This is a genomic window from Rhizobium sp. NZLR10 (assembly GCF_019685125.1).
GTDB lineage: Bacteria > Pseudomonadota > Alphaproteobacteria > Rhizobiales > Rhizobiaceae > Rhizobium.
Map to the genome: position 1 here is coordinate 59,500 of NZ_JABDWE010000026.1, position 26,878 is coordinate 86,377.

Here is a 26,878-nt window from a genome sequence, read left to right on the forward strand (position 1 = left end):
CTAGCTGACGAGGATCTGGCGGCGGCGTTCGAGCAGGCCGACGATCTGGGTTATCGGGAAGGAGACAGTGAAATAGATGAGGGCGACGACGGTGAAGGTCTCGATCGGACGATAAGTCTCCGTCGCCAGCGTTTTGCCCTGGTACATCAGGTCCTGGATCGCCACGATCGCGACCAGCGCGCTCTGCTGGAAGATGACGATGCCGTTGGTCAAAAGCACCGGGATCGAGGCGCGGAACGCCGTCGGAAACACGATGTAAAGCACCCGTTGCAGCGGATTGAGACCGAGCGCGATGCCGGCGTCGAGCTGCTCGCGCGGAACCGCCTGGATGGATGCCCGGTAGGCCTCGGCGTTGAACGCCATCAGGTTGAGACCGAGCGCCATGATGCCCATCGTCATCGGATCGAGGAAGACGTCGAACAGCATCGGTACGCAGTAGAATATCCAGACGATCTGAACGATGGCCGGCGTGCAGCGGAAGAATTCGACGAAAAGCATGAACGGCAGCCGCACGACCTTGATCGGGCTCATGATCAGCAGGGCCAGTCCGAAGCCCAGAACGATGCCGATGACGTTTGCCGCGGCCGTCAATTGCAGTGAAACCCACAGCCCCTGCAGAAGCGGAGCGATGGAGACTGCGTTGAAGTCGAACGTGTAGTTCACTTGTGCCTCCCTACTTCTTGATGGGCCTACTTCTTGACGGGCCTACTGCTTGATATGGAAAACGCGGTCGATGAATTCCTTCGTACGCTCCTCGCGCGGGGCGGCGAGCACCTGCTCGGGAGGGCCGTCCTCGACGACCACGCCGCCGGCGCAGAAGATGACGCGCGAGGCGATGTTCTTGGCGAACCACATGTCGTGGGTCACGATCATCATCGGCATGTTCTGGGCGGCGAGTTGCAGGATGACCTGCTCCACCTCGCTGACGAGCTCCGGGTCGAGAGCCGACGTGACTTCGTCGAAAAGCATCAGTTTCGGGTCGAGCATGAGCGCGCGGGCAATAGCGACGCGCTGTTTCTGGCCACCGGAAAGCTGGGCCGGATAGGCATTGGATTTGGCTGCGAGCCCGAACCGCTCGAGCAGCGCCTGCGCGCGGGCCGTGGCCTTCGCCTTGGCTTCTCCGCGCACCTTGCAGGGAGCAAGAATCAGGTTCTGAATGACGTTCAGATGCGGAAACAGCGTGTAGTGCTGGAACACCATGCCGATCGAACGGCGGACATCGGTGTCGATCTGGGTCTTCCGGCCTGCGCTATCGGATGAAATATATGCACTCCCATCGAAGCTGACTGACCCGCTGTCGATCTGCTCCAGCCCCATCATCACGCGCAGCAGCGTGCTTTTGCCGCCGCCGCTGGGCCCGATGACGACGACACGTTCGCCGGGCTTCATTTCGATGTCGATGCCTTTCAGCACCTGAATGGCTCCGTTTCCATAGCTTTTGTGGAGCGCCTGCATTTTCACGAGGGGAAGGCTGAAAGACGTGGTCATGGCCAATCTCCGATGATCGAAGCTGGAAGGGCCGGCGCGATCTTCGCACCGGCCCGGCGAGGTTACTTTGCGCCCTTGAGCACGTCGTCGACCGCCTTGCGGATCAGTTCATCGACATGGCCGGTGGCGACCCTCTCTTCGAGGAAGATATTGATCACTTCGACGTCGGCGGCCGAAAGCTGATGCGGCAGGCCGAAAGCAACGCCCTGCTTGGCGAGTGCCGGCGTCGGGTTGAGCGCCAGCGCCCAATCCGGGTTCGATTGCGTGAAGAGCTGGTTGGTGTCGGAAGCGTCGACCAGGATATCGGCGCGCTTCGAGCTCACTGCCAGGCGGGTTTCGTCGTTGCCGGGAAGACGCATGACCGTGGCATTCTTCACCGCCGCGGAGATGGCTTTGTCCTGCGCCGTGCCGGACATGACCGCGAGCGTCACGCCCGCCTTGTCGATATCGGCCACCGAGGCGGCGCCGGCCGGAATTTTCGGATTGTTTTTGTTATAGGCGAGCGAGATCTGGTACTCCATCGCCGGGATCGAAAACTGCACAGCCATGGCACGCGCCGAGGTCCGGTTGAGCGCCAGTGACAGATCCCATTTGCCCGCCTGCAGGCCGGCAACGATGTTGTCCCAGGTCGTATCGACGAATTCAGGCTTCACCTTAAGGACGTCGGCAAATTCCTTGCAGAGATCGGCAAAGAAGCCGGAATATTCGCCGGTTGCCGGATCGCGCATGACATAGGGCGGCGCCACTGCCGCGCCGCAGCGCAGCACACCCGCCTTCTGCACGCCCTGCCAATATCCTTCGGCGGTCTCAGCATGTGCGGCGGTTGCGCAAAGACCGCCCATCAGGGCGAGCGCGGGCAGCGCCCGCAAGGCGGACGTCATCAGTTTCGAAAGCATCGGGCATTCCTCTTTTGCTGTGCGCGAAGCGCGCGGTTCCACTCGTCGGCTGCAGCCGTTTCTCTTATTTTCTTGTCGGCTTCGTGTCGACCGTGAATAATATGTCAACAGCGTGTCGACAAAGTCAAGCGGAAAAATTCCATTGCCGACACGCTGATTTTCTGGCCCAATGGGACGTGCGTTTGGAGAAAGGGACTTGAGTGTCTGATGAATCGGAAGTGAAACGAATCCGTGGGACTGGCTGGAAGAGCGTCTATGAGACGCTCCGCAACGAGATCCTGTCGCTCGCTCTGCCGCCCGGTCAGCTCCTCGACGAGATGACGCTCGCCGAACGCTTCGACATGTCGCGCTCGCCGGTGCGCGAAGCCCTGATCCGGCTCGGCGGCGACGAACTGGTCGTGACGCTTTCCAACCGCAGCACGATTGTTGCGCCGATCGAAGTGGCGACCTTTCCCAAATATGTGGAGGCGCTCGATATCGCGCAGCGCATGAATACGCGGCTTGCCGCCGCACTCAGGACGGAAACCGACCTGAAGACCATCACCAAGCGGCTGAAAACCTTCGAGGCGGCAGTCAAAACCGGCAATCACCTGGCCATGTCGGAAGCCAACAAGGAGTTCCACATGGCCATCGCCCATGCCGGAAAAAATCAGTATCTCGCCTCGTTCTACGAGAAACTGCTGTCGCAGGGACAGCGCATGCTCCACCTGCATTTCGAATATCTGGAGCGGACCCATGAGGGCTATCTCTTGACCGACGAGCACTCGCTGATGCTCGATGCCATCAAGGACAAGAACGTCGATCTCGCCGATGAGCTCGCTCACGCCCATACACGCCAGTTCCAGGACAATTTCATCAACTTCATGCGCGAGAACTACACGACGGATGTCGCGCTGGGACCGTTGCGGGCTGCGGAGTAATTAGATGAAGATCGACAGAATCGGATTTGTCGGCACCGGCGCCATCACCGAAGCGATGGTTCGTGGGCTACTGGCCGAACCGGCCTATGCCGCCGAGATTCACGTTTCGCCACGAAGCGCCCATATCGCCGAGGGCCTGGCGGCCGAATTCGCCGCCGTGACGATCGCCCGCGACAATCAGGATGTCGTCGCGCGCAGCGACATGGTGTTTCTGGCGATACGGCCGCAGATCGCCGAGGAGGTCGTGCGGGAACTTTCGTTCAGGAATGGCCAGATGGTCGTCAGCCTCGTCGCGGCGACGGAGCGCCAAGCCCTGCTCGAATGGATCGGCGCCGATGTCAGCCTCCTGCAGGCGATACCCCTGCCCTTCGTCGCACACCGGCAAGGTGTGACCGCCGTCTATCCCCCGGATGCCACGGTTGCGGCGCTGTTTGACACGCTCGGAACGGCCGTCCAATGCCAGTCCAGGAAGGAATATGATCTCCTCGCAGCCGCAAGCGCCGTCATGTCGACCTACTTCGGCATCATGGAATCGGTTGCCGGCTGGCTGGAAAAAAGCGGGCTCGAAAGGGCGAAGGGACAGGCCTACATAGCCCCGCTCTTCGCAGGCCTGGCGCAGAAGGCGAGCGGAGCCGGCGCCGAGCCGTTCAGTGCGCTGAGCCGCGAATTCGCCACCAGGGGAGGACTGAACGAGCAGGTTCTTTCCGACTTCGACAAGAAGGGCGGCGTTGCCGCACTTACCGCAGCACTCGACGGGGTGCTCGCCCGCATCGAGGGCAAAGGCTAGAGCATGATGCCGAAAGGTTTAAGCGGTTTTCGGACGACATCCTGTTCTAAAAAGTTGGTGGCGTGCAGGCGCTGATGACGTCGCAAGGTACAGGCCCGACACAGCGGAACCGATGCGGTCGCCGGCTCTCGAAATAATAGGCATCGCCCGGCCCGAGGATACGCCGCTCGTCGTCGACGGTCACCTCAAGCCTTCCCGAGAGTACGATCCCGCCCTCCTCTCCCTCGTGGACAAGCGGAATCTTTCCGGTGTCGGCGCCTGGCTGGTAGCATTCCTTGAGCATTTGCAGGCTGCGCCCGAACAAGTTCTCCCCAACCTGCCTGTAGGAGATGGCGCCCTTGCCGATCTCAACCAGTTCCTCGGCCGCATAGAAGGCCTTCCTTGGACGCTCAGGCTCAAAGGCGAAGAATTCCGCCAGACCGATCGGGATCCCGTCCAGAATTCTCTTCAAAGCCCCGACCGAGGGGTTGGAGGCGTTCGATTCTATCAGCGAAATCGTCGAATTCGGCACTCCCGTACGCTTGGCAAGTTCACGCTGCGAAAGCTTGCGGGCGATACGGAGATGGCGAAGGCGGTTGCCGATATCGACTGACATGGTGCGGTCCGTTTATGTTGTCCAGAATATCGAAAAGACTACCTTCTCGTCTATTTAATTTCAATGACTTGTGCCGACTGAGAAAAGGACTTGTTTGACAAGAAGAAATTGCCATGCTCGGCGGCAATCACAGGAGGCCAGCATGGACCAGATCAGCAAAACCAACGCGCCCGTACTCGATAATTTCTGGATGCCGTTCACCGCGAACCGGCAATTCAAGGCGACGCCGCGCCTTCTGGCGGCCGCGGAGGGCATGTATTACACCGATGTCGATGGAAATCAGGTGCTTGACGGCACCGCCGGGCTCTGGTGCTGCAATGCCGGCCACGGCCGCAGGAAGATCTCCCAGGCGGTCGAGCGGCAGCTTGCGACGCTCGACTATGCCCCGACCTTCCAGATGGGCCATCCGATCGCCTTCGACTTCGCCGCGAAGCTGGCTGCGAACGCGCCAGGCGGCCCGGAAGCCAAGCTCGACAGGGTCTTCTTTACAGGCTCTGGTTCGGAATCGGTCGATACGGCGCTGAAGATCGCCATCGCCTACCAGCGTGCGATCGGCCAGGGCACGCGTACGCGGATCATCGGGCGCGAGAAGGGATATCACGGCGTCGGCTTTGGCGGCATTTCCGTCGGCGGCCTCGTCAACAACCGGCGGGTCTTTCCGCAGATACCGGCCGACCATATGCGCCATACGCTCGACGTCGAGCGCAATGCGTTTTCGAAGGGCCTTCCTGCCCACGGCGTGGAACTGGCCGACGATCTGGAACGCCTGGTGCAACTGCACGGCGCCGAAACCATCGCCGCCGTCATCGTCGAGCCGATGTCGGGATCGGCGGGCGTGGTCCTGCCGCCGAAGGGCTATCTGGAAAAGCTGCGTGCAACCGCCGACAAGCACGGCATCCTGCTGATCTTCGACGAGGTCATCACCGGCTTCGGCCGCCTCGGCACGCCTTTCGCGGTCGATTATTTCGGCGTCGTGCCCGATCTCGTCACCACGGCAAAGGGCCTCACCAACGGTGCAATCCCGATGGGCGCGGTCTTTGCCAGCCGCAAGATCTATGACGGCCTGATGGTAGGCCCGGAAAATGCGATCGAGCTCTTCCATGGCTATACCTATTCCGGCCATCCGGTCGCCTGCGCAGCCGGCCTCGCGACCCTCGAAATCTATGAGGAGGAGGGGCTATTGTCCCGTGCATCCGAGCTTGCCGAATACTGGCAGGAGGGCCTCCATTCGCTGAAAGGCCAGCCTCATGTCGTCGATATCCGCAATCTCGGTCTGGTGGGCGCGGTCGAACTGGCGCCCCGTGACGGGGCACCGGGAACCCGCGGTTACGACATCTTCGTCGACTGCTTCAACAAGGGCCTGCTGATCCGCGTGACCGGCGACATCATCGCGCTCTCGCCACCGCTCATCATCGAGAAAAACCAGATCGACACGATCGTTTCGACCCTCGGCGATGCACTGAAGCGCGCCGCATAGACCTGCATCCGGCGTCCCCCGTCAGCGATCGGACATTTAGTCCATCGCCGACGGAACCATCCGGCCGCCGACGTGGAACTCAGCGCTTCAAGGTCTGCGACGGCAGTTGACCGAAACGCTTCTTATATTCAGCTGAAAATCGCCCGAGATGGGTAAACCCCCATCTGAGCGCGATGTCGGCGACGGCCTGTTTCAGGCCGGATTCGAGCAAATCGCGATGGGCGGCAAGCATCCTGAGTTCATGCAGGTAGGCCATCGGAGTGGTATCCCTGAACTGCCGGAAACCCTGTTGCAAGGTCCGAACGCTGACCTCGGCTGCGGTCGCGATGTCGCTCAGCGAAATCGGCTCGGCGATATGTTCCCGCATGAAGTCAATGGCCCATTTCACATGGCGTGGAGCGGGCGCCGGAGCGGGGAGCGCGAGTGCCTCCGAATAGCGATGGGGACAGGTCTCCAGCAGCAGATAGATCGTCGCGTCGCAGAGCGCGTTCAGAGCCAGCGGCGACTGTCGCAGCGGCCCGTCGCGGTTCAGCCCGCGATGGAGGTTCACGGCCAGTTGCTGCAACACAAGTCCCGAACCGGTCGTCAGGTCGATAATGGGATGAAAATCGGTGTCACCGATGATCGTTCGCTCAAACATATGCGTCAGCTGCCTGTTGATCCTCGCTTGATCGATGAACAGACCGAGATGATGGCGCGGGCCGACTAGGCGGGCACCCGAGGCGCGGCCTGCCCCGAGAATGGTACCGCAACCGGGAACCGAATGGATCTGCTCCTTCCCCGCATGGAAGACGGCGTTTCCCTCCATCGGCAGGAATATGATCACCTTGCCGCTGGGTGCCTCCCGCCTGATCGAGATCGTGCCTTCGTAGGCGCATTCGGCTATGGCCAGATCTTCCGTCGAGACGAAATTGCAGCGGTAGGCGATGGGCGCGTCAGCCTGAGCCGCAGCCTTGATCGGGGAGTTCGGCGTCGACAATATTTCCGAGAGTGCGTCCGGGTCCGTCCCGCTGAAGGCCGTCTCCCAAAACGACGGACTCTGCCTCGCCGGATCGTGGAGGAAGCTGCCATTGACGGGGTTATGGGAACGACCGGACATTCATGACCTCGAAGACAATGCCCATCGGTGATAAGCGATTTGCGCAATCAATTCTCTTCATTTAGCGCCGTCGGATGAGGTTTCAGCCGTAGCGATTGATTGCGAGATCCCGAGCGTCGATCTCAGGCGTGCGGCCGCCGACCAGATCGCTGATCAACCGCGCCGAACCGGTGCTCATCGTCCAGCCGAGCGTACCGTGGCCGGTATTGAGGAAGAGGCCGATGATCTTTGTCGGACCGATGACCGGCGTGCCATCCGGCGTCATCGGGCGCAGGCCGGACCAGAAGGACGCTTTGGAAACATCGCCGCCGGGGAAAAGGTCGGTCACGGAATGCTCCAGCGTGCTGCGGCGGGCCAGGCCGAGATCGTTGGTATAGCCTGAGATTTCAGCCATGCCGCCGACCCGGATCCGGTCGCCGAGCCGGGTGATCGCAATCTTGTAAGTCTCGTCCATGACGGTCGATTCCGGTGCGCGCGACGCGTCAGTGATCGGGATAGTGAGCGAGTAACCCTTGACGGGATAGACCGGCAGGCTGATGCCGAAGGGCTTGAGCAGCAGCGGCGAATAGCTGCCGAGCGCAACCACCACCGCATCCGCACTCATCCGTTCACGATCGGTGATAACGCCGCGCACGCGGCCGGCCTCGACATCCAGTGCTTTGATCGTCGTCCCGTAAACGAATCGGACACCAAGCGCTTCGGCCTTCGCGGCCAGCGCATTGGTGAATTTGAAGCAGTCACCGGTCTCGTCCTTCGGCGTCAGCAGGCCGCCGACGATCTTGTCGCGCACGTGCTTCAATGCCGGTTCGAAGCGGATGCAGCCGTCCCGGTCCAGCACTTCATAGGGAATGCCGTCGGCGGCCAGCGCCTTGACATCCTTTGCCGAGGCATCAAGCTGCTGCTGCGTGCGGAACAGTTGCAGGGTTCCCTGCATGCGTTCGTCATAGGCGATGCCGGTTTCTGCGCGAAGCTCGGCCAGCGCGATGCGGCTGTAATCTGCAAGGCGCAGCATGCGGCTCTTGTTGATTGCATAGCGCTCGGAGGTGCAGTTCGACAACATCCTTGCCATCCAGGAGAGCATGGCCATGTCGAGTTTCGGGCGCAGGACGAGCGGCGCATGTTTCATGAACAGCCACTTGATGGCTTTGGCAGGAATGCCGGGCGCTGCCCATGGCGAGCAATAGCCGAAAGAGACTTCGCCGGCATTGGCAAAGCTCGTCTCCAGCGCCGGACCTTTCTGCCGGTCGACGACCGTGACCTCATGGCCTGATTTAGCCAACTGATAAGCGGATGTGATGCCGACAATGCCGGCCCCCAGAACGATGACTTTCATGATCTTCCCAATGATGCAGCCGGCGGGCTCTCAGCGATATTGCCTGTGATAACGATCGCCCAGACCGGTTAGGATTTCGTAAGATACAGTGCCGGCGTCGCCGGCGATGTCCTCGAGCGTCTGGCTGGGGCCGAGCACTTCGACAAGGCTGCCGAGGCTCAGCGCGCCTTCCGGCAATGCCGATATGTCGACGGTCGTACTGTCCATCGACACGCGGCCGACGATTGGCAGGCGGATACCGTTGAAATAGACGGCGCCGCGATCGCTGAGGCTGCGCGGCAGGCCGTCGGCGTAGCCCGCGGCAATGGTGGCGAGACGCATTTCCCCTCGCGTGACATGCGCGCCTCCGTAACCGACTTTCGCGCCGGATGGTACAGTGCGCGTCTGCACGACGGCGACATCAAGGTTGACGACCGGTTCCATCGGGTTCTCGACGCTGGAGTTCGGAGCGCCGCCATAAAGGGCGATGCCGGGGCGAGCGAGCACGTCGTGACAGGCCCGGCCCAGGAACACGCCGCCGGAATTGGCGAAGGAGATATCGTAGCCGGGAAATTCGTCGGCAATGCGCGACATTTCGGCAAATTGCTCGCCGTTCTGCTCGCTCCCCACGTCGTCGGCTGAAGCCAGATGGCTCATGATGAACAGGATTTCGACGTTGCTGGCTTCGCCAAGGGCCACCGCCAACTCGGTTCGCTCCTCCTCGGGAAAACCGAGCCGCGACATGCCGGTGTCGAATTGCAGCACGGCAGGCAGGCAGCGCTTCAGCATGCGCGCTGCCGTCGCCCATTGCCGCCACTGGGCCAGCGAGTTGAGAACCGGGACGATGCCCATCTCGGCGCAGGCGATCTCGTTGCCCGGCTGCAAGCCGTTCAGCACGAAAATCTGAGCGTCGCGCGCAAGGGCCGGCCGCAACCTGACGGCCTCGACGAACTGGGCGACGAAGAAATGCCTGCAGCCGTGATCATAGAGTGTTTGGGCGACCCGTTCGGCGCCGAGGCCGTAGGCGTCGGCCTTGACAACGGCCCCCGAGCGAACCGGCGCCAGCACCGATACGAGCTTACGGTAGTTACGGCCGAGCGCTGCCAGATCGATTGTCAGATAGCCCGTCGCACCCTGCATGGCCGGGACGGTGCGGGTGCGGGAAACCAAAATGTCGCTATCCATATCGACCCCTTATCCATTTGCCACCCGGAGTCTATGAAATAATGAGCGAAATTGCTCATCATTTCGTCGCATGATCTTGCACAATTTATCTATTATCCGCATAATCAGCGAAAAATTGGAATGAACAATCATGTCCGCCCTCGACGCTACCGATCGCAATATTCTGAGACTGCTGCGCCTCGATGCCCGCATGAGCAATGCCAGGCTCGCAGCAGAGATCGGCCTTTCTCCATCGGCCTGCCTCCGGCGCATCAAGATCATGGAAAAATCAGCCGTGATCCGCGGCTATACGGCGCTGGTGGACACCGGCAATGCGGATGAGATGATCGCCGTGATCATCAACATCACCCTCGAACGGCAGACGGAGGACCATCTCGACCGCTTCGAGGCGGCGGTCCGCCGGCATCCTGAGATCCGCGAATGCTTTCTGATGACGGGCGGTTCCGACTATCTCCTGCGCGTGGAGGTCGCCAGTCCGGGCGAATTCGAGCGGATCCACAAGGAAATACTATCGACCCTGCCGGGCGTTCTCAGAATTCATTCCAGTTTCTCGATCCGCAATGTTCTGGCGACGCGCACGAGGGGCAGGCGGTGAATCACACCGCGCTGGTCGAAATGCACAACGCACCTCCCTCTCCTTATTACTCAACGGTTTCAGGCGGAAGAGGAATAGCGGCCACCGTGCCTTTCCCGGTATGCGTGTTCTCGACAGCCGGCATGACCCAATTTATCGTATCCCATAGAAGTCGACCCGATTGACGCCGCAATTCGGCAAGGGCACCGACCTTCACCGCAAACGTGGCGCGCCCATTCAAAGGCATGAGCCTTGTCGGAACAATCGGCCGCATCATCGGTTCGGGAGAGCGCTTAACCGGGGAGGCTTTCATGCGTGCGGCTCTGATTGCTGCCATATTCTCGCTGTCGTGCCTGCCTGACACCGCAAAGGCGTCGGAGACAGGGTTTTTGCGATCCTTGGCAGGCGATTGGCACGGGACCGGGATGGTGCTCACCAAGATCGGCGGCACAAACCTCAATGTCTCCTGTTCGCTCCGATCCGACGCCAGTGAATCCGCTGTGTCGATGAACGGGAAATGTCGCGGCCTTGCGGTTTTCACAAGAGCTTTCTCGGCCAATGTAAAGGTATTGGGACAGCGTTACACCGGCAGCTACATCGGACCATCGGGACAGCCATCCAAACTGGTGGGCAGCAGGCAGGGCGACGCGCTCAATCTTCGCGTGACCTGGGCTCGCGTGGTCAATGGCGACCGGAACGCAATATTGATGATCGAAAAAATCGGACAGGATAGGCTCCGACTGCAGACGGTCGATCGAGACCCGGCGTCAGGCCAATCCGTAGTAACGAGCCGCATCGATCTGCAACGTCCTACTTCAGCGGGAAGATAGGGAGGCAGTCGGGAGTATTGGCGTGGTCAGCTTCAACCCGCTCATGCTTCCCGGCATATCTGCTCGACTGATATCCCTGTCTGGACTTTACCTTCCGCCTCCAGGTCCCCCGGTTGAGAAGACAACTTCGAAGACGAGCCCTTCGGGCCTGTAGTCCGACCTGGATTGCGCCCGCGCCTTGGAGGAAAAGGCCCGCTCTATAAGGACGGAGCCGAAGCCTCTTTTCGTCGGCATCGACACCGCCGGGCCGCCGGTTTCCGTCCAGACGAGAAGGACGCGCCCATCATCGTGCCTCCACTCGATGGCCACGGTTCCCTGCTCGCCTCCGAGGCTCCCGTACTTCGTCGCATTGGTCGCCAACTCGTGGAGCACGAGTGAAAGCGGCAGGGCGATGTCGGCGGGAAGAACCACGTCGGGGCCAGCCAGACGAATGCGTTCCTCCGAGGCAACGTGCGCCCGCAAGGCGGCGGAGATGATCTCCCGGATGGGCGCGGCCGATCCCTCCCGCGACAGGATCAGATCATATGTGCCGGCAAGCGCCGCCAGCCTTTCGGCAAAGGCGTTGTAGCTTTCCGGATTGGCGCGCGAGAAGGTCTGCCGGGCGATCGCCTGAACGAGGGTGAAGCCATTCTTGACCCGGTGCGCCATTTCGCGGACGAGCAGAGTTCGCTCCTCCTCGGCCTGCTCGTTCTGGCGTCTGCGCTCGTCGAGTTCGTCGAGCAGCCGATCGAAGGTAGCGCCGACGACTTCCAGCTCGTCCGGCCCCGTCATGCCGGTGCGCGCCGTCGTCTGGCCGCTGCGCCACTTCTCCATCACCTCTGCTATCCTGGAGATCGGCAGGAGGATGAAGCGGTTGCCGATGAAGATCGCGGCGAGGAAGGCGAAAAGCGCGCCGCCGATGATGGCGAGCGTATTCATCAGCGTCGCCCGGTTGATCGGCGCAAAAGCCTCCGGTTTCGAGAAGCCGGCACTGACATAGAGGGGACTGGCAGGCAGGGCTATCGGGCGATAGCCGAGAACGCTCGTTGTTCCATCCTTGCCTGTAATCTCGACCACGTCGGGCTGCTCGGCATGGACCAGGCGCTGGTATTCCTCGGATATGACAGTGCCGACGAACTGCTCCGGAAGGGGAACGTGCGCGACAACGGTTCCCTTGCCGTCGGCTATGGTCACCTCGTTACCGGGCGCGACGCCACGCTCGGTGATGCGGTTCTGCAGCCAGTCCACCCGGATCCCGCTGACGATGACGGCCTTGACGGTCTCGCCTTCCATCAAAGGCATCGCAAGCGGCAGGACGGGGCGGTCGGTTAGGCGGCTCTGCGTGTAGGTCCCGACGGAAAAGTCTTTGGTTTCCAGCGTCTGCTGGAAGTAATCGCGATCGGAGAATACCACGCCGTCCGGAAAGGCCATGCTGCCGCAGACGGGCCGTCCATCAAGGCCGACGACGAAGATGGTGCGAATGTTCGGAATGCTTTCGGCGACCGACTTGAGCGCCTCGTTGCAAGCCTGGACATCGAGGTGGCGGACCGAAGGCATGGCGGACACGGACACCAGAAGGGCGTGCAGCCCCTCCACGATCCGTTCTACTTCCGAGGATGCTTGTCTGGCCGCCTCCGCCGCGGATGCGCGCATCTCTTCGTTGCGCTGATTGCGAAGCGCGACTTCGTTGTAGGCGAGCATCGCAACCACCGGCGCGAGCGCCGCGACCGCAACTGCAACCAGCTTGAGTCTCATCCTGTTCCCTCTCGGACAAGGGTTCGTAGCACGATCTGGCCCAGATCACGCGGGCTAACTTGTTTACAAAATATCAACGCACGAATCCGGCCGTCGGCGCGCAAGCCTTGCCGACCTTTCGATCGCGGCTAGATAATCCAAGGATGATTGATGCCAAAAGCATGCCTTCCGAAGGTTCTGCAGCCGGGTCTTGCTCGTCGCGGCCGCTGACTGGCGCGATGGCGGATGAGGTCGAACGTCTTTTGTCCGGCCGAACCCGTGATATCAGGCTGTCAGGAGATCTGCGCCGCCGATTCGACGAAAAGTCATGGCGGCAGACGGCGAAGGTCATCCGTTCCTGGATGATCTGGGTGGCATTCGTCGATGTTCTGACGCTGGCGCTGAACGCTATTCTGCTTCCTCACCCAGTCGTCCTGTCGATGGTCGCTCCCGCCTGCCTTTTGCCGCCGGCGGCAGTATTTACGGCGATCGTTTGGAGCAAGCCGCGCGCCGCAACGGTTCAGCGAGCGTCGCTGCTTGCGGGAATGTCTCTCATTCTTCTCTCGGTGGCACTCGTCGGCGTTTTTGCCGGAGGGGAGTTTTACGAACGGCATTTGAACATCATGCTGTTCGTCGCAACGAGTGCAATCACCATCTTCAGCGTGCCGCTGGCGTGGACAATCGCGATCGCCTGTTATGCCGTCTGCCTTTATTTTATCCTTCAATGGCATAACCCGATCTTGGAAGCGGGCAGCGTCGTCGCCGCGACGCTGTTCTTTTCCTGCGGTATTATCGCGACCGTGGTTGCCCGGCGGACGATGAACATCCTGGCGCAAAAGACATTTCTGCTGGATTGCAGGGATCGGCGCCGGGTCGCGGAGCTTGCCGATGCAAATGCAAGGTTGGAGCGGCTGGCCAGAACCGATCCGCTGACGGGAATTGCCAATCGCCGCTGGATGATGGAAACGCTCGAGGGTCTGTGGCGCGACGGTCGTGAAACCGGCGTCGTCGCAGCCATGCTCATGTGCGACATTGATCACTTCAAGGCGCTCAATGATAAGCTCGGCCATGGCGAGGGCGACCGCTGCCTCGTCAAGGTTGCCGGCATCATCCAGAGCTGCGTGCGAGCCGATCGCGACCTCGTCTCGCGCCATGGCGGCGAGGAATTTTTAATCGTGCTTCCGGATGCCGAAGAAGAAGAGGCAGTCGGGGTTGCAAAGCGAATACGCGAGAGCGTGGAAGCCGCCGCCCTTCCAAACCCCTCCTCCGGTGTCGGCCCTTCCGTGACGCTCAGCGTCGGAGTAGCCTTGAAATCGGCTCTCGATACCGACATTTCACTGACCAACCTCCAGCACCAGGCCGACATGGCGCTTTATCGCGCTAAGGAGGCGGGACGCAACCAGGTCTGCGTCTTTCGTCGGCCGCAACAGGCTGCGCTATCCGCCGCCGAGCAGATCGCCGCCCGACGCTAGAACGGGAATCCCAGTGGCCAACGGCTGATCGACGTCATCGGATCACCAGGATTGCAACCATGGCGACTGCCGAGGCGAGGCCCGCGGCGTTGAGCCCGAACATCAGATATTCCGCCGCTTTTTGTCGGGGATGACCGGGCTCCACGTTTCCGAAGACGGCCGTCAACCCGCCTGCGATCCAGCTCGCCAATGTCAGGGCACCGAGAAGAAGCGCCCACTGCGTTGCTGTATCCATGTCCTGCTCCAATGCGGATACACGCCAGGCAGGGAAATGCTGCTGCGCGGGTTGATCGGTAACACGCGGGGTCCGTTTTTGTTTCCCGGCGGTAACGCACTTTGTTGTGAGCACCCTTAGGCAGCAGGCTTGAGAGATTGAGCGACGAAGACTTGACGTCCACCTAATGTCTACATAATGTCTTCAAAAGAAATTATATAGACGAGCAACATTATGAATGCCATCGCCGCCCCGGACCGTAAATCCAGCCTCGAACTCGCCTTGCGCAGACGCATCCTGACGATGGAACTGCCTCCCGGTGCGGTGCTTGATGAAGTGGCCCTGAGCGAAGAGTTCGGGCTGTCGCGACCGCCGGTGCGCGAGCTGATGCGGCAGATGGCTGGCGAAGGTTATATCGAGCTTGAGACGAACCGCGCCGCGCGCGTCAGCTCGATGAGCTACCACTCCCTGCGCGACTTCTTCCTGCTTGCGCCGATGATCTACATTACCGCCAACAAGCTTGCGGCGGAAAACCGGACGAAAGCAGAACTCGAGATTCTCAAAAACACACAGCGCGCCTTCCGCAAGGCGGTCGACGACTGCGATGTCGAGGGCCGGGTGTTCTTCAATGACCAGTTCCACCGGCAAGTCGGCGAGATGGCTCACAATGTCTACGTGGTCCCAAGCCTGCGCCGCCTGCAGATCGACCATGCTCGCATCGGAAAGATCTTCTACAAGCATCCAAATACGCCACGCATGCAGGAAGAACTCGAACTGGCGACGGATCAGCACGACGAGATGATCGAGGCCATTGAGCGGCGCGACGCCGAAGCCTCCGGGGAATTGGCGCGGCTTCACCTCGAACTGTCCCGGCGGAACATGGCCATGTACGCGGCCCCTGAGGGAATGGAAGCGCCGACCCTCTAGGCCGACTAAGATCAATACACGCAGCTCAAGACAACCTAGCTCGAACTTTCGGCCTAACGCAACGGGATTTCACTCCATGACAGCCTTTCCGTTTCCAGGACTCAATCTCGCAATCACCACCCCGTTCGACGATGCCGGTCGCATCGACTACGGGCGGCTCGAAGTCAATGTCGAGCGCTATCTCGCGGCCGGGGTCCGCAGCTTTCTGTTCAGCTCCGGGACCGGAATGCACGTCTATCTCTCCAAGCAAGAATCCGAGGAACTGATCGCCCGTGGCGTGAAACTCGTCAACGGCCGTGCGAAGGTGATTGCCCAGACCTCGGCGCTGCTGGTGGAAGACGTCGTGGAGCGGACCGCCCGGGCGCGTGATGCCGGGGCCGAAGGCGTCATGGTGCTTCCGCCCTTCTTCGAAGGGCCGACCGACGACCAGGGCATTCTCGATTTCTACGCCGAAGTTGCTAAGGCCGGCCTACCCGTCATTGGTTACAATGTGCCGCAGACGGTTGGCGTCGCGATCACGCCGGAACTCCTCAATAGGCTGAATGAAATTCCAGGCTTCTGCGCCGTCAAGGACAGCAGCGGAGACCTAGGGAAACAGGCGGCACTCATCCGCACCGGCCGTTTCGTCATGAACGGCGCTGACCCCCTCGTTCCCTATGCACTCTATGCCGGCTGCGACGGTTTGATCTGGGGCGGAGCGAACTTTGCGCCGCGCACTTCTGTCGCCCTCGTCGAGGCGGCAGCACAGTGCAAATGGGATGAGGTGCGCGCGCTCTGGAAAATCCTGGAGCCGTCGATGGGGCTGATCTGGGAAGGCGATTACGTGCAATCCGTCTATGTAGCCGCCGAGCTCATCGGCTACGGCGCCGGCGCGCCGAGAAAGCCGCTGCGGGCGCTCGATCCGGAAAAGCTTCCAGCCCTCCGGCGCTCCCTGGAAATGCTCATGGAGCGAGAAGCGATTTGACCGAGACCATGGCCGCCAAGAACATCTTCGTCGCATCGAAGTTTCCGAAACGCGCCGGCGTTTCTGGCTGGGTGGCCACACTTCCGCCACGCACGCCTCGACCCGCATTGGGCGAAGCGATCAGCGTCGACGTCGCGATCATCGGTGGTGGTTTTGCCGGCCTATCCGCGGCCCACCGGATCTCGCGGCTCGACCCGGCCGCCCGGGTGGCCGTTCTCGAAGCCGGCATTGTCGGCGAGGGACCGGCGGGAGCCAATTCGGGCTTCATCATCGACCTTCCGCACGAGGTTTCCTCGGCCGATTTCAGCGGCGAGTCCGAAGGCAAGTTCCGCGACTCCGTGCTCTTGCAGCGTTCGGCGATCGCTTTGGCGACTGAGCTGGCCGCTGAGAACGGCTGGGGAAAGGCGCTGTTCGATCCGTGCGGCCGCTACAGCGTCGCGATGAGCACGGAAGGCGATAAGCATCTCGAGACCTATTCGATGCAGCTTTCCAGGATGGGCGAAGCGCATCGCCTGCTGAAGGCAGCGGAAATCGAAGCAGTGACGGGTTCGAAGGCCTTCACATCAGGTCTATTCTCGCCGGGCACGATCATCATCCAGCCGGCCGCCTATATCGGAGCGGTGGCCGATTGTCTGAAGGAGCCGGTGAAGCTTTTCGAGCAGACGCCGGCTCTCTCCTTCGAGCGCTCCGGCGACGGCTGGCTGGTGAAGACACCAAAGGGAAGCGTGCAGGCGGGGAAGATCATCCTGGCCAATAATGGCCATGCGGAGAGCTTCGGCTTCTTCCGCGGGCGCCTGCTCCATGTCTTCACCTACGCATCTCTGACGGAGGAATTCGATCCGGCAAGGCTCGGCGGCGACCGGAAATGGGCGGCGACTCCGGCGCTGCCGATGGGAACGACCGTTCGGCGCATCAACACCGACGGCGGCGACCGGATCCTGGTGCGCTCGCGCTACAGCTACAATCCGAGCATCGAAATCAGCAATGCCGCCATCCAGAGCGCCGGCCGCCTGCACGACGGCAAATTCTCCCACCGTTTCCCGACGCTTGCCGGCGTCGGCATGCAGTATCGCTGGGCAGGCGCGATGGCGCTGACACGCAACCATGTACCGGCCTTCGGGGAAATCGAACGGGGTGTTTTCGCAGCCTGCGGCTGCAACGGCCTCGGGGCGTCGAACTCGACCGCCGCCGGCATCGCCGCGGCCGAACGCGTGCTTGGGCATCAATCTGAACTCGGTCGCGTCTTTAGCCGACTGGCCGAACCGGTTTCGCTGCCGCCGCGGCCGCTGACGACGATCGGCGCCAGGGTTCATCTGGCCTATCGCGAATGGCGTGCGGGAGCGGAATGACAGCGTGCCGGCGCCACACCGCTAAAACGTAAGCTGTACCTTACAGGCGGCACTGCGGTCACCAGCAAGAACGAAAGCTGCCATGGCCTGTTCGAGCGGCAGGCTGTGGCTGATGATCGGCCGTATGTCGATCGTGCGGCTCGCGATCAGGTCGACCGCGGTGGCGAATTCCTCGTGGAAGCGCTGCGTGCCGTGGATGTGAAGCTCCTTGCCGACAATGGCATTGAGAGGAATCGGAATCTCTCCCGTTACGCCGACCTGCACGATCGTGCCGCGCGGCCTGATGGCGGCGATGGCGCTGCGGATCGCCGGGGCGGCGGCGGAGCATTCGAAAACGAGATCGAAATAGCCCTTCCCCGCCTCGAATTCCCCAAGCGCTGCGGCATCCCGGGAAACGTTGATCGTCCGGCTGGCACCCATCGCCTTGGCCCTCTCCAGCGCCGCGTCCGCCAGATCGGTCACCACGATCTCGGCTGCACCGTGATAAGCGGCAACGGCAACCATCAAGGCGCCGATCGGGCCGGCTCCGGTGACGAGGACACGTTTGCCGGTGATATTGCCGGCGCGCGATGCCGCGTGCAGGCAGACCGAGAGGGGCTCGCTGCAGGCCGCTTCCGCGGCGGTCGTCGCGGCCCCCACGTCGAAGCACTGCCTGGCCGGCACCACCAGCCACTCGCGGAACATGCCCTGCTCATGCGGCAATCGCATCGCGCTACCCATGAAGCGCATTTCAAGGCAGTGGATCGGCAAGCCCTGCTGGCAATACTCGCAATGTCCGCAAGGCTGGCTCGGATTGACCGCCACCAGCGTGCCGGCCTTGAGATCGACGCCCTCGCCTGCCTGGCTCACGGTTCCCGAGGCCTCGTGGCCCGGTATGATCGGCTCGCGAACCCTGACAGGTCCGAAGCCGCCATCCTGATAATAATGCAGATCGGAGCCGCAGATGCCTGCGGCGGCCATTTTGAGAAGCACCTCGCCTGAACCAGGGACCGGAACGGTGTCGGTTTCTATCCTGAGATCGCCCTTTTGGTAAAGCCGTGCCAGACGTGTCTGCATTGTATCCCTCCTATCTCAGCAGCCCGAGCTGCTCCGGCAGCCAAAGCGATACCGAGGGCACGAAGGTGATCAGGATCAGCGCCAGGAAAAGCGGCACCAGCCAGGGCAGGATTGCCATCGTCGTGCGTTCGACCGAGAGTTTCGCGACCCTCGACAGCACGAAAAGCACCATGCCGAGCGGCGGGTGTAGCAGGCCGATCATCAGGTTCAGCGTCATGATCAGGCCGAATTGAACCGGATCGATGTCGAACTTCGCGACGATCGGCAGCAGGATCGGCACGAGGATTGTGATCGCCGCGATCGTATCCAGGAAGCAGCCGACGAAGAGCATCAGCAGGTTCACGAGGATCAGGAACACCCATTTATTGTCGGTGATCGACAGGATCGCATCGGACAACAGTGCTGCGGCCTGGCTCACCGTCAGCAGCCATGCGAAGACCGAGGCCGCGGTAACGATGAAGAGAACGGATGCCGTCGTCTCGATCGTATCGAAGCTTGCCTTGGCAAGCGTCGAGAACGTCATCGTGCGGTAGCGCACAAGGCCGAGAAATAACGACCAGAGGACGGCTGCGACGGCGGCCTCCGTCGGCGTGAACCAGCCCATCGTCATGCCGCCGATCAGAATGACCGGGGTCATCAGCGCCATGACGGCGGAAAAGCGGAAATGCCAGTCGAGCGCCAGAAGCACGAGAAGAGCAATGCCCGCCGCCGCGTTCATCGATAGCCCGGCGCGCATCATCAAATAGATTGTTACAGGCACCAGCAGGACGACGACGATTTCCATTCCGGCCGACAGCAGCTCGCGCATATCAAACGGCGCGTCCGAGCCCCATCGCTTCCAATAGGCAAAGGCGGCGACGGTGATCATCATCAGCAACGTCATGACAATGCCGGGCAGGATGCCGGCCATGAAAAGTGCGCCGATCGAGACGTTCGCCATCATGCCGTAAATCACGAAAGGCAGCGACGGCGGGAAGATCGGCCCGAGCGTTGCCGACGCCGCCGTCACGCCAACCGCGGCCTCGACCGGATAGCCGTGGTCCTTCATCGCCTTGATCTCGATCGTGCCGATACCGGCCGCATCGGCAAGTGCGGTGCCCGACATGCCGGAGAAGATGACGGAACCAATGATATTGACCTGCGCCAGCCCGCCCTTCATCCAACCGACGAGCGCAACCGCAAAGGAATAGATGCGGCCTGTGACACCCGCCGAATTCATCAGGTTGCCCGCCAGAATGAAGAACGGCACGGCGAGGAGGGGGAAGCTTTCGACACCGGCGATCATGCGCTGGGCGACGATGATGTCGGGGGCAACGCCGTAGAGAACGATGTAAAGCACGGACGCGACAGCCATCGAGATTGCGACGGGCACCCCGATCAGCATCAGCACCAGAAACGAGCCAAGAAGCAGCAGCATCGGATCAATCCTCGACGGTCTGGAATTCTTCCGGGCGCTCCAGAACGGAGTAGCCGCGGCGCATATTGGCGATGAAGACGATGACCGCGCGGATCAGCATCAGCACGAAGGCGACGAGAACGGAGTAGAAGACGATGTTGCGCGGCAGCTCGACGGTGACCATCTGCTCGTCGGCGACGATATCGACATAGCGCCACATCAGGTGGCAGCCATAGGCGAAAAAGCCGATGCGAACGATGTCGACGACGGTCGCCAGCACGCGGGCAAGGCCTGCCGGCATATAGTGATAGAACACGTCCACCTGGATATGCCGCGAGGTGCGCACGCACATGACGGCGCCCAGAAAGACGACGCCGATCAGGCAGTTGATCGCGATCTCCTCGGTCCATGCATAGCTGTCGTTCAGCACATAGCGCGTGAAGAACTGCAGGAAGACACAACCCGCCATCAGCCAGAAGACCATTAGCGTGATCCAGTCTTCGATGGCGTAGTCCGACATGTTTGCGGTCGGCGCGTGGCCTTCGAATTCGTGACCGATTTCCTCGGCCGTGATTTGCGTGTGTATTTCTTGCGACATGATCGGCCTTGTTCCGGTTGGGGAAGAAGGGCGCGGCGGCTAACGCCGCGCCCTGGCTTTACTGGATCGCGCGGATTGCTTCCCAATCGGCTTTCTCGTAGCCGAAGTCCTCGAACTTGACCTTTTCCATCACGGCCTTCTCGAAATCGCCCTTATCGACCTCGGCAACGTTCAGCCCCTTTTCCCTAAAGGTCGCAATCAGGCTGTTTTCCTTGCCGGCGATCGTCTTGCTCGTGCGCTCGGCGGCTTCCTGCATGACGTCGCCGAAGATCTTTTTGTCTTCGTCGGACAGGCTCGCCCACCGCGTCTTCGAGATCACGGTGTTGAGGTGATCGACGATGTGTCCGGTGAGGATGATGTTCTTCTGGACTTCGTAGAACTTCTTCGCCTCGATTGTCGTCAGCGGGTTTTCCTGTGCCTCGACCGTGCCGTTCTGCAAAGCGAGATAGACTTCGGCAAAAGCGATCGGCGTGGTGTTGGCGCCGCAGGCCCGCGGCATGGCGAGATAGGCCGGAACGTCGGGCACCCGGATCTTCAATCCCTGCATATCGGCGCATTTGGCGATCGGCTTGTTCGCAGTTGTGTGGCGCGTGCCGTAATAGCTGACGGCGGCAATGTGGTTGCCGGTTTTATCCTCATAGCCTTTGGCAAGGCGTTTGAAGACATCGCTCTTGGTGTAGGCGATCAAATGATCGGGACCGCGAAAAATATAGGGGAAGTAGGTGACGCCGATCGGCTTGTAGTCGCGTGCGGCAAAGCTCGATCCCGAGATGATGATGTCGACCGTGCCGAGCTTGAGGCCCTGGTTGATATCGGCTTCCTTGCCGAGCTGCGAGGCCGGATAAACCTCGATCTTGTAGCGCCCGTCGGTTCGCTTGTTGATCTCTTCCGCGGCCCAAACGGAATCCGTGTGGAAGGGCTCGGACGTTTCATAGACATGCGCCCATTTCAGCACTGTCTCAGCATGCGCGACCGCCGTCGTCGCCATGATCGCGGCTGCGGTGCAAAGTATCGTTGTCAGTCTGCTCTTCATCGCTCTCTCCTCCGGGCTCAGTTAAGTCTCAAGTCTTGGTCGTTCCTTTCGCAGGCCGCTTGCTGCGGCCGCGCTGCTCCTCTCCCGAAAGCTCCTCCCCGAAGCTCTCGGAAAACCTCTTCTGCGACATGGTGAGATGGGCGCGCATGGCCGCCTTGGCGCCTGCGGCATCGCCGGCGGCGATCGCGTCGCGAATGGTCCGATGTTCGTCGACGGCGCTGCGCCATGTTCCCGGCCCCTCGAAGTGGCTGGCGAGCTTGGCGAAATAAGGCGTCATCCGCATGTCGAACATCTCGCCGGTTACCCGGATCAGCGTCGCATTGCCGACGATCGCGGCAATGCCGGTGTGGAAAGCGCGATCGGCGGCAAGCACCGTGCTCGCATCATTGACGCCGCCGCTCATACGCGTCAGCGCTTCATCGAGCAGGGCGATATCGTCCGGCTTGGCGCAGCCTGCAGCTTCCTCGGCAATCGCGCATTCGATGATGGCGCGCGCCTGCAGCAGCTCGAAAGGCCCCTCCACCGGCTCGCGCTCGCTCCCCGCCACAGTCGCGGCATGCTGGCGCACCACATAGATGCCGGATCCCATACGGATGTTGACGAGGCCTTCGACCTCCAGGACGATCAGCGCTTCGCGGACGGTCGGGCGTGACACCGACAGCTGTTCCGCCAGGTCACGTTCGGCCGGCAACCGCTGACCGACGGCAAGCTCGCCGCTTACGATCATCAATCGAATCTGATCGGCCACCTGCCTATAGAGGCGGCGTGATTCAACAGGCGAAAACATCTTGGGCCTCCTCGGCGCGCTTCTCCTCAAGCACGCATCTGGTCAACTGGCCTGACCAATTGGCGCATAGGTATCATCGCTGGGGTTGTGCGTCAATCCGTCGCATAAACGTTAAACAGGAAAACCACAGATGGGAACCTTCATGATTTCCAAGGGTCGCGGGCTATAGGGAGAATGCGACGATCGAACAGGATCTGCCGGGGAAGTGACGCCAGACAGGCCGACTATCTGGGAGATGATCGGCCAATGGCGGATAGTGGGGCGATGGCTGATCCCGTCCTCTTGTACCAGGAACGTCATGGCGGCTTCGAGCGACGCTCGCAGATCATTGCCACACCCCGGGTGGAATAGATGGGAGGCTCGCCTCGGTTTCAGAGCCCTACCGAGGAGCTATATCCCGGCATACCATTCGTAGCCGCGATCCTCCCAGAATCCGCCATTGCCGCCGTAAAGCCGACCGAGATCCGCGACCGCTTCGATGCGGGTCAGATACTTCGCCTGCTTGTAACCGAGCTGCCGCTCGACTCTGAGCCTCAGCGGCGCTCCATGCGCCACTTCCAGGTCGCGGCCGTTCATCGAATAAGCAAGGATCGTCTGCGGGTGGAAGGCATCGACCAGATCGATACTCTCATAATACCAGCCGGTGCCATCAAGCGACTTTTCGTATTCGTCGGCGCAGTGGAACACGATATAGCGCGCCTCGGGCTTCAGCCCGACCGATTGCAGCAAGGCGCCAAGCGGCAGACCAGTCCATTTGCCGATCGCACTCCAGCCTTCGACGCAGTCGTGGCGGGTGATCTGGGTGTGCGACGGCATCGCCTTCAACTGGGCGAGCGACAGCTGAGCCGGTTTTTCCACCAGTCCGCCGATATCAAGTCTCCAGGTCGAAAACTGCTGGCTCATCCAGTCGAGATATTGCGGGTTGTCAGGCATGCTGGTGCCGTTCGAGCGAAAGACCGGCGAGAGATCCGCCTCGCTGAATTCACGCGCCAGCGCGTTGTCGCCTTGCAGGAAGCGCTGCGCCTTCATGCTGAACCCCTCAGCGATCTTCAGGACCGATTTCGTCCGGTCGCTTTCGACCAATGCGTCGCAGCCGCTCAATCCCAGCGCGGAGGCAGTCAGGGTCGAACCGATCAGGAAGCGGCGGCGGGTGATGAGGCGGCTCATTGTTCATCTCCCTGTTCGATGGCGAAATAACCGGTGATCATCGAACGCAGATTGTTGAAGACACCCGACAGGATCACCATGGCGACATGCACCAAGACGAAGGCGACGAGCGAGAAGGCAGTGAGAAAATGCAGTGTGCGGGCCGATTGCCGCCCACCGAAGATATCGAGCAGCCAGGGCGCCACGGCATCGAAGCCCGGCGACATGGTCAACCCCGTCGCAACCATCAACGGCAGCAACAGGAAGATCACCAGGAGATAGGTCAGCTTCTGTAGCGTGTTGTAGTGGCGTGCCTCGGCTCCTTTGGGAAAGCGCAGCCGGGCATGGTTGACGACCTCATGGCCGAGATGCGTGAGTGTCAGCTCCGCGCCGGCCGGGGCGAGATCCCGGCGGAAATGCCGGCTGACCAAACCATAGGCGAGATAGACGAGACCGTTGAGGACGAACAACCAGGCAAAAAAGAAATGCCAGTGCCGACCGGTCGACAGATCCTGATAGCTTGGAAGGGTAAGCCAGCTTGGAAAACCCCTCGCTGTCGCCTCGCCGTCGACATTCGAAAGACCGAGCATGCCTGTCGTATCGAAGGTGAACGAACCGACATGCGTCAGCCCCTTCACCTGACTGCCGTCTTCGGTAGCTTCCATGGAGATGAAGGACGGGTCGTTGTCGGCGCCATACTGGCCCCAATAGAGCGCCGGATGTGCATTGAATATCTGCAGGCCGCTGAACAGCAGCACCGTGAGGCACAGCACGTTCACCCAATGCGACAGGCGCACAGTAAGGCTGTGGCGGTAGATGAGCGTGCGGCCGGTTTGCGTGCCGGCATCGATCGTCGCCATGACTGTTCTCCGGATGAATGGACATTTCGGGACAAGAAGACGCGGCCGCCTACAAATACATAATTCAAAATGCGACAGCGTCCTTTGCGTCTCTAAAAAGACGCGCGGCGCTGTAGAAAGTTTCAGCAGCCGCGCAGATGCGAAACGCCTACTTCATCGCATCGCAGCTCTTCATCATGTCGGTCTTTTTCATCGCGTCCTTTTCCATGCCGGCCTTGTTCATGCAGTCCTTCTTGGTGCCCGACATCTTCATGGCATCCTTCGACATCTTGCCGCTCTCCATAGTGTCCTTCTTCATCGCATCGGTCTTCATGGCGTCCTCAGCCGATGCGACGCCTGCGAGAGAAAGACCGACGACGAAGGTGCAGGCTGCAAGGCTGGAAAAAAGCTTGGTCATGGAACTCTCCTGAAAATGGATTTTCGTGTCCGCTGGCGACGTGCCGATGGCTCACATTAAGCTATTCGAGAGAGCGTCGGAATGCGTTACAGCCTCACGTGCATGTGATAGAGCTGTGATGCCGTTACTTTTTTGATCTTCCCTGTAACCGATTGGCCGCTTCTAGCGAATGAACTCTCTGACAGCATGACAACCGCCCATTCGGAAGAAGCCCTGAAAGCATTGATGCTTCTGTCCCTTGACGGGGACGAGGCGGCGTATCGGCGTTTGCTGGCGGCTTTGCGCCTGCTGCTCGTCGGTTATTACAGCCGCAGGATGGCCGCGGCGACGAAAGCGGATATGGAAGACCTGGTCCAGGAGACATTGCTGGCACTGCATTCTCGCCGATCCACCTATGACCGAAGAAGACCGTTCACGGCCTGGTTCTTCTCGATCGCCCGCTACAAGCTGATCGACCATCATCGCGGCCGCGGCGGACGCAGGCTGGCAGAGACCGAGCTTGGCGAGGAAATCGAAAGCGACTTCAGCGAGGATAGCTTGACGGCCCGCATGGACGTCGAGCGGTTGCTCGACGGCTTGCCATTGAGACAACAGGAGCTGATCCGGCTGGTGAAATTGGAGGGCCAGTCGGTTGCCGACACCGCAAACCGCACCGGCCAGTCTGAATCGGCGGTCAAGGTCGGCATCCACCGGGCGCTCAAGGCGCTCGGAGAGAGATTGCGAGGCGCATCGTGACAAAGACGGACGACATCATCGAAAGCCTGGCAAGGGACCTGACGCCGGTGCCGCGCAATTCACTGTGGCAGCACTTTGCGCTCGGCATATTGCCGGCCCTCGGGCTCTCCCTGGTGCTGATGCTGACCATTCTCGGTCCGCGGGTCGATATGCCTGACGTGCTGATGCTGCCGGTCTTCTGGATCAAATCGGCCTATAATGCGCTGATTGCGGTAGCGGCCTTCCTCGCCGTCTATCGGCTCTCCCGACCCGACGGTTCCGAGGGCCGCTTTTTCGGTTGGCTTGCCGTGACCTTCGCCGCCATGGCAGCGGTGGCAGCCGTCCAACTCATCATGGCTCCGACCGAGACTTACCCGGTGCTGATCCTTGGCTCCTCGGCGCTCCATTGCCCGCTGCTGATCCTTGGCTTCGCGATACCTATTTATGCCGGCGCCGTCTGGGCACTGCGCCGTACGGCACCCTCGGATCTGCGGCTGACGGGCTTCGTCGCCGGTATCGCCGCGGGAGCAGCGGGCGCCTGGGTCTATTCCTGGTTCTGCACCGAAAACGGCATGCCCTTCGTGCTGATCTGGTATTCCCTCGGCATCCTGCTCACCGGCGCGCTCGGCGCTTTCACCGGCCCTCGCCTGCTGCGCTGGTAGATCCTTCCCGGCTGGAGATCAGCGATGTGCGAACGACACCTGATCCATTGCTTCATCCAATACGAAATCACCCGAATGCTTTCCCGGCTCTTCCATTGCATGGTCAATCTGAAATCAGGCAATTCCCAGAAATGGATACCGAGACGGCCGACTCTCGTTGGCGTCCCCAATTTCTCCTCCGCATCGGCCAGTGTGCTGGAGAAGCTCAAGTCCTTCCAGATCGGACCCTTATAGCTTTCGTACTCATCCTCATCCCCCCAGAAGGCGCAGTGCGTCAACAGGAACGGACCTTTGCCGTCATGACCTGCCACTGCGAATTTCTTCCAGAATTGATTAGAGTCCGGCCTTACGAAGGACGGACGAATGAAGAAGCAGAGATTTACAGAAGAGCAGATCATCGGTGTGCTGCGTGAGCAGGAGGCTGGCG

28 protein-coding genes are annotated in these 26,878 nt (G+C 60.9%); 11 read left to right on the plus strand and 17 right to left on the minus strand.

Annotation, left to right across the window (positions count from 1 at the left end):
• From HJB82_RS29360 to HJB82_RS29370, 3 genes are all read right to left on the minus strand, one after another.
• Window positions 1-663 carry an amino acid ABC transporter permease gene (locus HJB82_RS29360; RefSeq protein ID WP_207584553.1) on the minus strand — a complete coding sequence of 221 codons (663 nt, stop codon included), beginning with the start codon at window positions 661-663 and terminating at the stop codon, window positions 1-3.
• A 42-nt stretch (window positions 664-705) separates the two neighbouring features.
• Window positions 706-1,488, minus strand: coding sequence for an amino acid ABC transporter ATP-binding protein (locus HJB82_RS29365; RefSeq protein ID WP_207584552.1), 783 nt, complete (start codon window positions 1,486-1,488; stop codon window positions 706-708).
• Between the two features lie 62 nt (window positions 1,489-1,550).
• Entirely contained in the window at window positions 1,551-2,384 is an 834-nt protein-coding gene (locus HJB82_RS29370; RefSeq protein ID WP_207584551.1) for an ABC transporter substrate-binding protein, read from the minus strand.
• A 200-nt stretch (window positions 2,385-2,584) separates the two neighbouring features.
• Here HJB82_RS29370 and HJB82_RS29375 point away from each other — a divergent pair, with 200 nt between their 5' ends.
• Entirely contained in the window at window positions 2,585-3,304 is a 720-nt protein-coding gene (locus tag HJB82_RS29375; protein WP_207584550.1) for a GntR family transcriptional regulator, read from the plus strand.
• A gap of 4 nt (window positions 3,305-3,308) precedes the next feature.
• Window positions 3,309-4,091 (plus strand): pyrroline-5-carboxylate reductase, encoded by a 783-nt coding sequence (locus tag HJB82_RS29380; RefSeq protein ID WP_221117206.1) that lies wholly within the window; start codon window positions 3,309-3,311, stop codon window positions 4,089-4,091.
• Between the two features lie 46 nt (window positions 4,092-4,137).
• Here HJB82_RS29380 and HJB82_RS29385 read toward each other — a convergent pair whose 3' ends face one another.
• On the minus strand, window positions 4,138-4,686 hold the full coding sequence (locus HJB82_RS29385; protein WP_207584548.1) for a cupin domain-containing protein: 549 nt from the start codon (window positions 4,684-4,686) through the stop codon (window positions 4,138-4,140).
• Between the two features lie 142 nt (window positions 4,687-4,828).
• On the opposite strand from HJB82_RS29385, the gene HJB82_RS29390 reads away from it, so the two are divergent.
• The gene (locus HJB82_RS29390) at window positions 4,829-6,163 is read left to right on the plus strand and encodes an aspartate aminotransferase family protein (RefSeq protein WP_207584547.1); all 1,335 of its coding nucleotides are present in this window, start codon (window positions 4,829-4,831) and stop codon (window positions 6,161-6,163) included.
• 79 nt (window positions 6,164-6,242) lie between these two features.
• On the opposite strand, the gene HJB82_RS29395 is transcribed toward HJB82_RS29390, so the two are convergent.
• The 3 genes from HJB82_RS29395 to alr form a co-directional block, all read right to left on the minus strand.
• Window positions 6,243-7,262, minus strand: coding sequence for an AraC family transcriptional regulator (locus HJB82_RS29395; RefSeq protein WP_221117205.1), 1,020 nt, complete (start codon window positions 7,260-7,262; stop codon window positions 6,243-6,245).
• An 82-nt stretch (window positions 7,263-7,344) separates the two neighbouring features.
• The gene (locus HJB82_RS29400; RefSeq protein ID WP_207584545.1) at window positions 7,345-8,595 is read right to left on the minus strand and encodes a D-amino acid dehydrogenase; all 1,251 of its coding nucleotides are present in this window, start codon (window positions 8,593-8,595) and stop codon (window positions 7,345-7,347) included.
• Window positions 8,596-8,625: 30 nt separating this feature from the next.
• A complete protein-coding gene (gene alr / locus HJB82_RS29405) occupies window positions 8,626-9,759 on the minus strand; it encodes an alanine racemase (RefSeq protein WP_221142244.1) in 1,134 nt (377 codons plus the stop codon).
• 130 nt (window positions 9,760-9,889) lie between these two features.
• On the opposite strand from alr, the gene HJB82_RS29410 reads away from it, so the two are divergent.
• Complete coding sequence (locus tag HJB82_RS29410) at window positions 9,890-10,354, plus strand: Lrp/AsnC family transcriptional regulator (protein WP_221142246.1); 465 nt, start codon at window positions 9,890-9,892, stop codon at window positions 10,352-10,354.
• A 290-nt stretch (window positions 10,355-10,644) separates the two neighbouring features.
• A complete protein-coding gene (locus HJB82_RS29415) occupies window positions 10,645-11,163 on the plus strand; it encodes a hypothetical protein (protein ID WP_221133065.1) in 519 nt (172 codons plus the stop codon).
• Between the two features lie 87 nt (window positions 11,164-11,250).
• Here the strand turns inward: HJB82_RS29415 and HJB82_RS29420 are convergent, their stop codons facing one another.
• Window positions 11,251-12,897 (minus strand): sensor histidine kinase, encoded by a 1,647-nt coding sequence (locus HJB82_RS29420; protein ID WP_221142248.1) that lies wholly within the window; start codon window positions 12,895-12,897, stop codon window positions 11,251-11,253.
• Between the two features lie 143 nt (window positions 12,898-13,040).
• Here HJB82_RS29420 and HJB82_RS29425 point away from each other — a divergent pair, with 143 nt between their 5' ends.
• Complete coding sequence (locus tag HJB82_RS29425) at window positions 13,041-14,348, plus strand: GGDEF domain-containing protein (protein ID WP_221133064.1); 1,308 nt, start codon at window positions 13,041-13,043, stop codon at window positions 14,346-14,348.
• A gap of 34 nt (window positions 14,349-14,382) precedes the next feature.
• Here the strand turns inward: HJB82_RS29425 and HJB82_RS29430 are convergent, their stop codons facing one another.
• Window positions 14,383-14,583, minus strand: coding sequence for a hypothetical protein (locus HJB82_RS29430; RefSeq protein WP_207584539.1), 201 nt, complete (start codon window positions 14,581-14,583; stop codon window positions 14,383-14,385).
• A gap of 213 nt (window positions 14,584-14,796) precedes the next feature.
• Here HJB82_RS29430 and HJB82_RS29435 point away from each other — a divergent pair, with 213 nt between their 5' ends.
• From HJB82_RS29435 to HJB82_RS29445, 3 genes are all read left to right on the plus strand, one after another.
• Complete coding sequence (locus HJB82_RS29435) at window positions 14,797-15,489, plus strand: GntR family transcriptional regulator (RefSeq protein ID WP_207584538.1); 693 nt, start codon at window positions 14,797-14,799, stop codon at window positions 15,487-15,489.
• A gap of 76 nt (window positions 15,490-15,565) precedes the next feature.
• Entirely contained in the window at window positions 15,566-16,453 is an 888-nt protein-coding gene (locus tag HJB82_RS29440) for a dihydrodipicolinate synthase family protein (RefSeq protein ID WP_221133063.1), read from the plus strand.
• An 8-nt stretch (window positions 16,454-16,461) separates the two neighbouring features.
• Window positions 16,462-17,802 carry an FAD-binding oxidoreductase gene (locus HJB82_RS29445; RefSeq protein ID WP_221133078.1) on the plus strand — a complete coding sequence of 447 codons (1,341 nt, stop codon included), beginning with the start codon at window positions 16,462-16,464 and terminating at the stop codon, window positions 17,800-17,802.
• Between the two features lie 21 nt (window positions 17,803-17,823).
• Here HJB82_RS29445 and HJB82_RS29450 read toward each other — a convergent pair whose 3' ends face one another.
• The 8 genes from HJB82_RS29450 to HJB82_RS29485 form a co-directional block, all read right to left on the minus strand.
• Window positions 17,824-18,858, minus strand: a complete 1,035-nt coding sequence (locus HJB82_RS29450; RefSeq protein ID WP_207584536.1) for an L-idonate 5-dehydrogenase — start codon at window positions 18,856-18,858, stop codon at window positions 17,824-17,826.
• 10 nt (window positions 18,859-18,868) lie between these two features.
• A complete protein-coding gene (locus HJB82_RS29455) occupies window positions 18,869-20,275 on the minus strand; it encodes a TRAP transporter large permease (RefSeq protein ID WP_221142250.1) in 1,407 nt (468 codons plus the stop codon).
• 4 nt (window positions 20,276-20,279) lie between these two features.
• Entirely contained in the window at window positions 20,280-20,852 is a 573-nt protein-coding gene (locus HJB82_RS29460; protein ID WP_221133062.1) for a TRAP transporter small permease, read from the minus strand.
• Between the two features lie 58 nt (window positions 20,853-20,910).
• Complete coding sequence (locus tag HJB82_RS29465; protein WP_221117197.1) at window positions 20,911-21,885, minus strand: sialic acid TRAP transporter substrate-binding protein SiaP; 975 nt, start codon at window positions 21,883-21,885, stop codon at window positions 20,911-20,913.
• A gap of 28 nt (window positions 21,886-21,913) precedes the next feature.
• Complete coding sequence (locus HJB82_RS29470) at window positions 21,914-22,672, minus strand: FadR/GntR family transcriptional regulator (protein ID WP_207584532.1); 759 nt, start codon at window positions 22,670-22,672, stop codon at window positions 21,914-21,916.
• A gap of 390 nt (window positions 22,673-23,062) precedes the next feature.
• Entirely contained in the window at window positions 23,063-23,839 is a 777-nt protein-coding gene (locus HJB82_RS29475; RefSeq protein ID WP_207584531.1) for a molybdopterin-binding protein, read from the minus strand.
• The gene (locus tag HJB82_RS29480) at window positions 23,836-24,678 is read right to left on the minus strand and encodes a cytochrome b/b6 domain-containing protein (RefSeq protein ID WP_221133060.1); all 843 of its coding nucleotides are present in this window, start codon (window positions 24,676-24,678) and stop codon (window positions 23,836-23,838) included. Before HJB82_RS29480 ends, HJB82_RS29475 begins: the two co-directional genes overlap by 4 nt.
• A gap of 148 nt (window positions 24,679-24,826) precedes the next feature.
• Window positions 24,827-25,075 (minus strand): pentapeptide MXKDX repeat protein, encoded by a 249-nt coding sequence (locus HJB82_RS29485; RefSeq protein WP_221142252.1) that lies wholly within the window; start codon window positions 25,073-25,075, stop codon window positions 24,827-24,829.
• Window positions 25,076-25,261: 186 nt separating this feature from the next.
• Between HJB82_RS29485 and HJB82_RS29490 the strand changes: the two genes are divergently transcribed.
• Together HJB82_RS29490 and HJB82_RS29495 are read left to right on the plus strand one after the other, a co-directional pair.
• Window positions 25,262-25,810, plus strand: coding sequence for a sigma-70 family RNA polymerase sigma factor (locus tag HJB82_RS29490; protein ID WP_207584528.1), 549 nt, complete (start codon window positions 25,262-25,264; stop codon window positions 25,808-25,810).
• Window positions 25,807-26,451: an NrsF family protein gene (locus tag HJB82_RS29495; protein WP_207584527.1), complete on the plus strand. Its 645-nt coding sequence runs from the start codon at window positions 25,807-25,809 to the stop codon at window positions 26,449-26,451. The genes HJB82_RS29490 and HJB82_RS29495 overlap by 4 nt, the downstream gene beginning before the upstream one ends.
• The last annotated feature ends 427 nt before the right edge of the window (window positions 26,452-26,878 follow it).

What these genes read in the sequence shown, in the direction of transcription:
- HJB82_RS29450 (WP_207584536.1), bottom strand. Translation starts at nt 18,858, where the DNA reads ATGCAGACACGTCTGGCACGGCTTTACCAAAAGGGCGATCTCAGGATA.
- HJB82_RS29480 (WP_221133060.1), bottom strand. Translation starts at nt 24,678, where the DNA reads ATGGCGACGATCGATGCCGGCACGCAAACCGGCCGCACGCTCATCTAC.
- HJB82_RS29440 (WP_221133063.1), top strand. Translation starts at nt 15,566, where the DNA reads ATGACAGCCTTTCCGTTTCCAGGACTCAATCTCGCAATCACCACCCCG.
- HJB82_RS29380 (WP_221117206.1), top strand. Translation starts at nt 3,309, where the DNA reads ATGAAGATCGACAGAATCGGATTTGTCGGCACCGGCGCCATCACCGAA.
- HJB82_RS29490 (WP_207584528.1), top strand. Translation starts at nt 25,262, where the DNA reads ATGACAACCGCCCATTCGGAAGAAGCCCTGAAAGCATTGATGCTTCTG.
- HJB82_RS29460 (WP_221133062.1), bottom strand. Translation starts at nt 20,852, where the DNA reads ATGTCGCAAGAAATACACACGCAAATCACGGCCGAGGAAATCGGTCAC.
- HJB82_RS29465 (WP_221117197.1), bottom strand. Translation starts at nt 21,885, where the DNA reads ATGAAGAGCAGACTGACAACGATACTTTGCACCGCAGCCGCGATCATG.
- HJB82_RS29455 (WP_221142250.1), bottom strand. Translation starts at nt 20,275, where the DNA reads ATGCTGCTGCTTCTTGGCTCGTTTCTGGTGCTGATGCTGATCGGGGTG.
- HJB82_RS29390 (WP_207584547.1), top strand. Translation starts at nt 4,829, where the DNA reads ATGGACCAGATCAGCAAAACCAACGCGCCCGTACTCGATAATTTCTGG.
- HJB82_RS29420 (WP_221142248.1), bottom strand. Translation starts at nt 12,897, where the DNA reads ATGAGACTCAAGCTGGTTGCAGTTGCGGTCGCGGCGCTCGCGCCGGTG.
- HJB82_RS29395 (WP_221117205.1), bottom strand. Translation starts at nt 7,262, where the DNA reads ATGTCCGGTCGTTCCCATAACCCCGTCAATGGCAGCTTCCTCCACGAT.
- HJB82_RS29410 (WP_221142246.1), top strand. Translation starts at nt 9,890, where the DNA reads ATGTCCGCCCTCGACGCTACCGATCGCAATATTCTGAGACTGCTGCGC.
- HJB82_RS29400 (WP_207584545.1), bottom strand. Translation starts at nt 8,595, where the DNA reads ATGAAAGTCATCGTTCTGGGGGCCGGCATTGTCGGCATCACATCCGCT.
- HJB82_RS29485 (WP_221142252.1), bottom strand. Translation starts at nt 25,075, where the DNA reads ATGACCAAGCTTTTTTCCAGCCTTGCAGCCTGCACCTTCGTCGTCGGT.
- HJB82_RS29370 (WP_207584551.1), bottom strand. Translation starts at nt 2,384, where the DNA reads ATGCTTTCGAAACTGATGACGTCCGCCTTGCGGGCGCTGCCCGCGCTC.
- HJB82_RS29445 (WP_221133078.1), top strand. Translation starts at nt 16,462, where the DNA reads ATGGCCGCCAAGAACATCTTCGTCGCATCGAAGTTTCCGAAACGCGCC.
- HJB82_RS29475 (WP_207584531.1), bottom strand. Translation starts at nt 23,839, where the DNA reads ATGAGCCGCCTCATCACCCGCCGCCGCTTCCTGATCGGTTCGACCCTG.
- alr (WP_221142244.1), bottom strand. Translation starts at nt 9,759, where the DNA reads ATGGATAGCGACATTTTGGTTTCCCGCACCCGCACCGTCCCGGCCATG.
- HJB82_RS29430 (WP_207584539.1), bottom strand. Translation starts at nt 14,583, where the DNA reads ATGGATACAGCAACGCAGTGGGCGCTTCTTCTCGGTGCCCTGACATTG.
- HJB82_RS29470 (WP_207584532.1), bottom strand. Translation starts at nt 22,672, where the DNA reads ATGTTTTCGCCTGTTGAATCACGCCGCCTCTATAGGCAGGTGGCCGAT.
- HJB82_RS29435 (WP_207584538.1), top strand. Translation starts at nt 14,797, where the DNA reads ATGAATGCCATCGCCGCCCCGGACCGTAAATCCAGCCTCGAACTCGCC.
- HJB82_RS29385 (WP_207584548.1), bottom strand. Translation starts at nt 4,686, where the DNA reads ATGTCAGTCGATATCGGCAACCGCCTTCGCCATCTCCGTATCGCCCGC.
- HJB82_RS29365 (WP_207584552.1), bottom strand. Translation starts at nt 1,488, where the DNA reads ATGACCACGTCTTTCAGCCTTCCCCTCGTGAAAATGCAGGCGCTCCAC.
- HJB82_RS29415 (WP_221133065.1), top strand. Translation starts at nt 10,645, where the DNA reads ATGCGTGCGGCTCTGATTGCTGCCATATTCTCGCTGTCGTGCCTGCCT.
- HJB82_RS29425 (WP_221133064.1), top strand. Translation starts at nt 13,041, where the DNA reads ATGATTGATGCCAAAAGCATGCCTTCCGAAGGTTCTGCAGCCGGGTCT.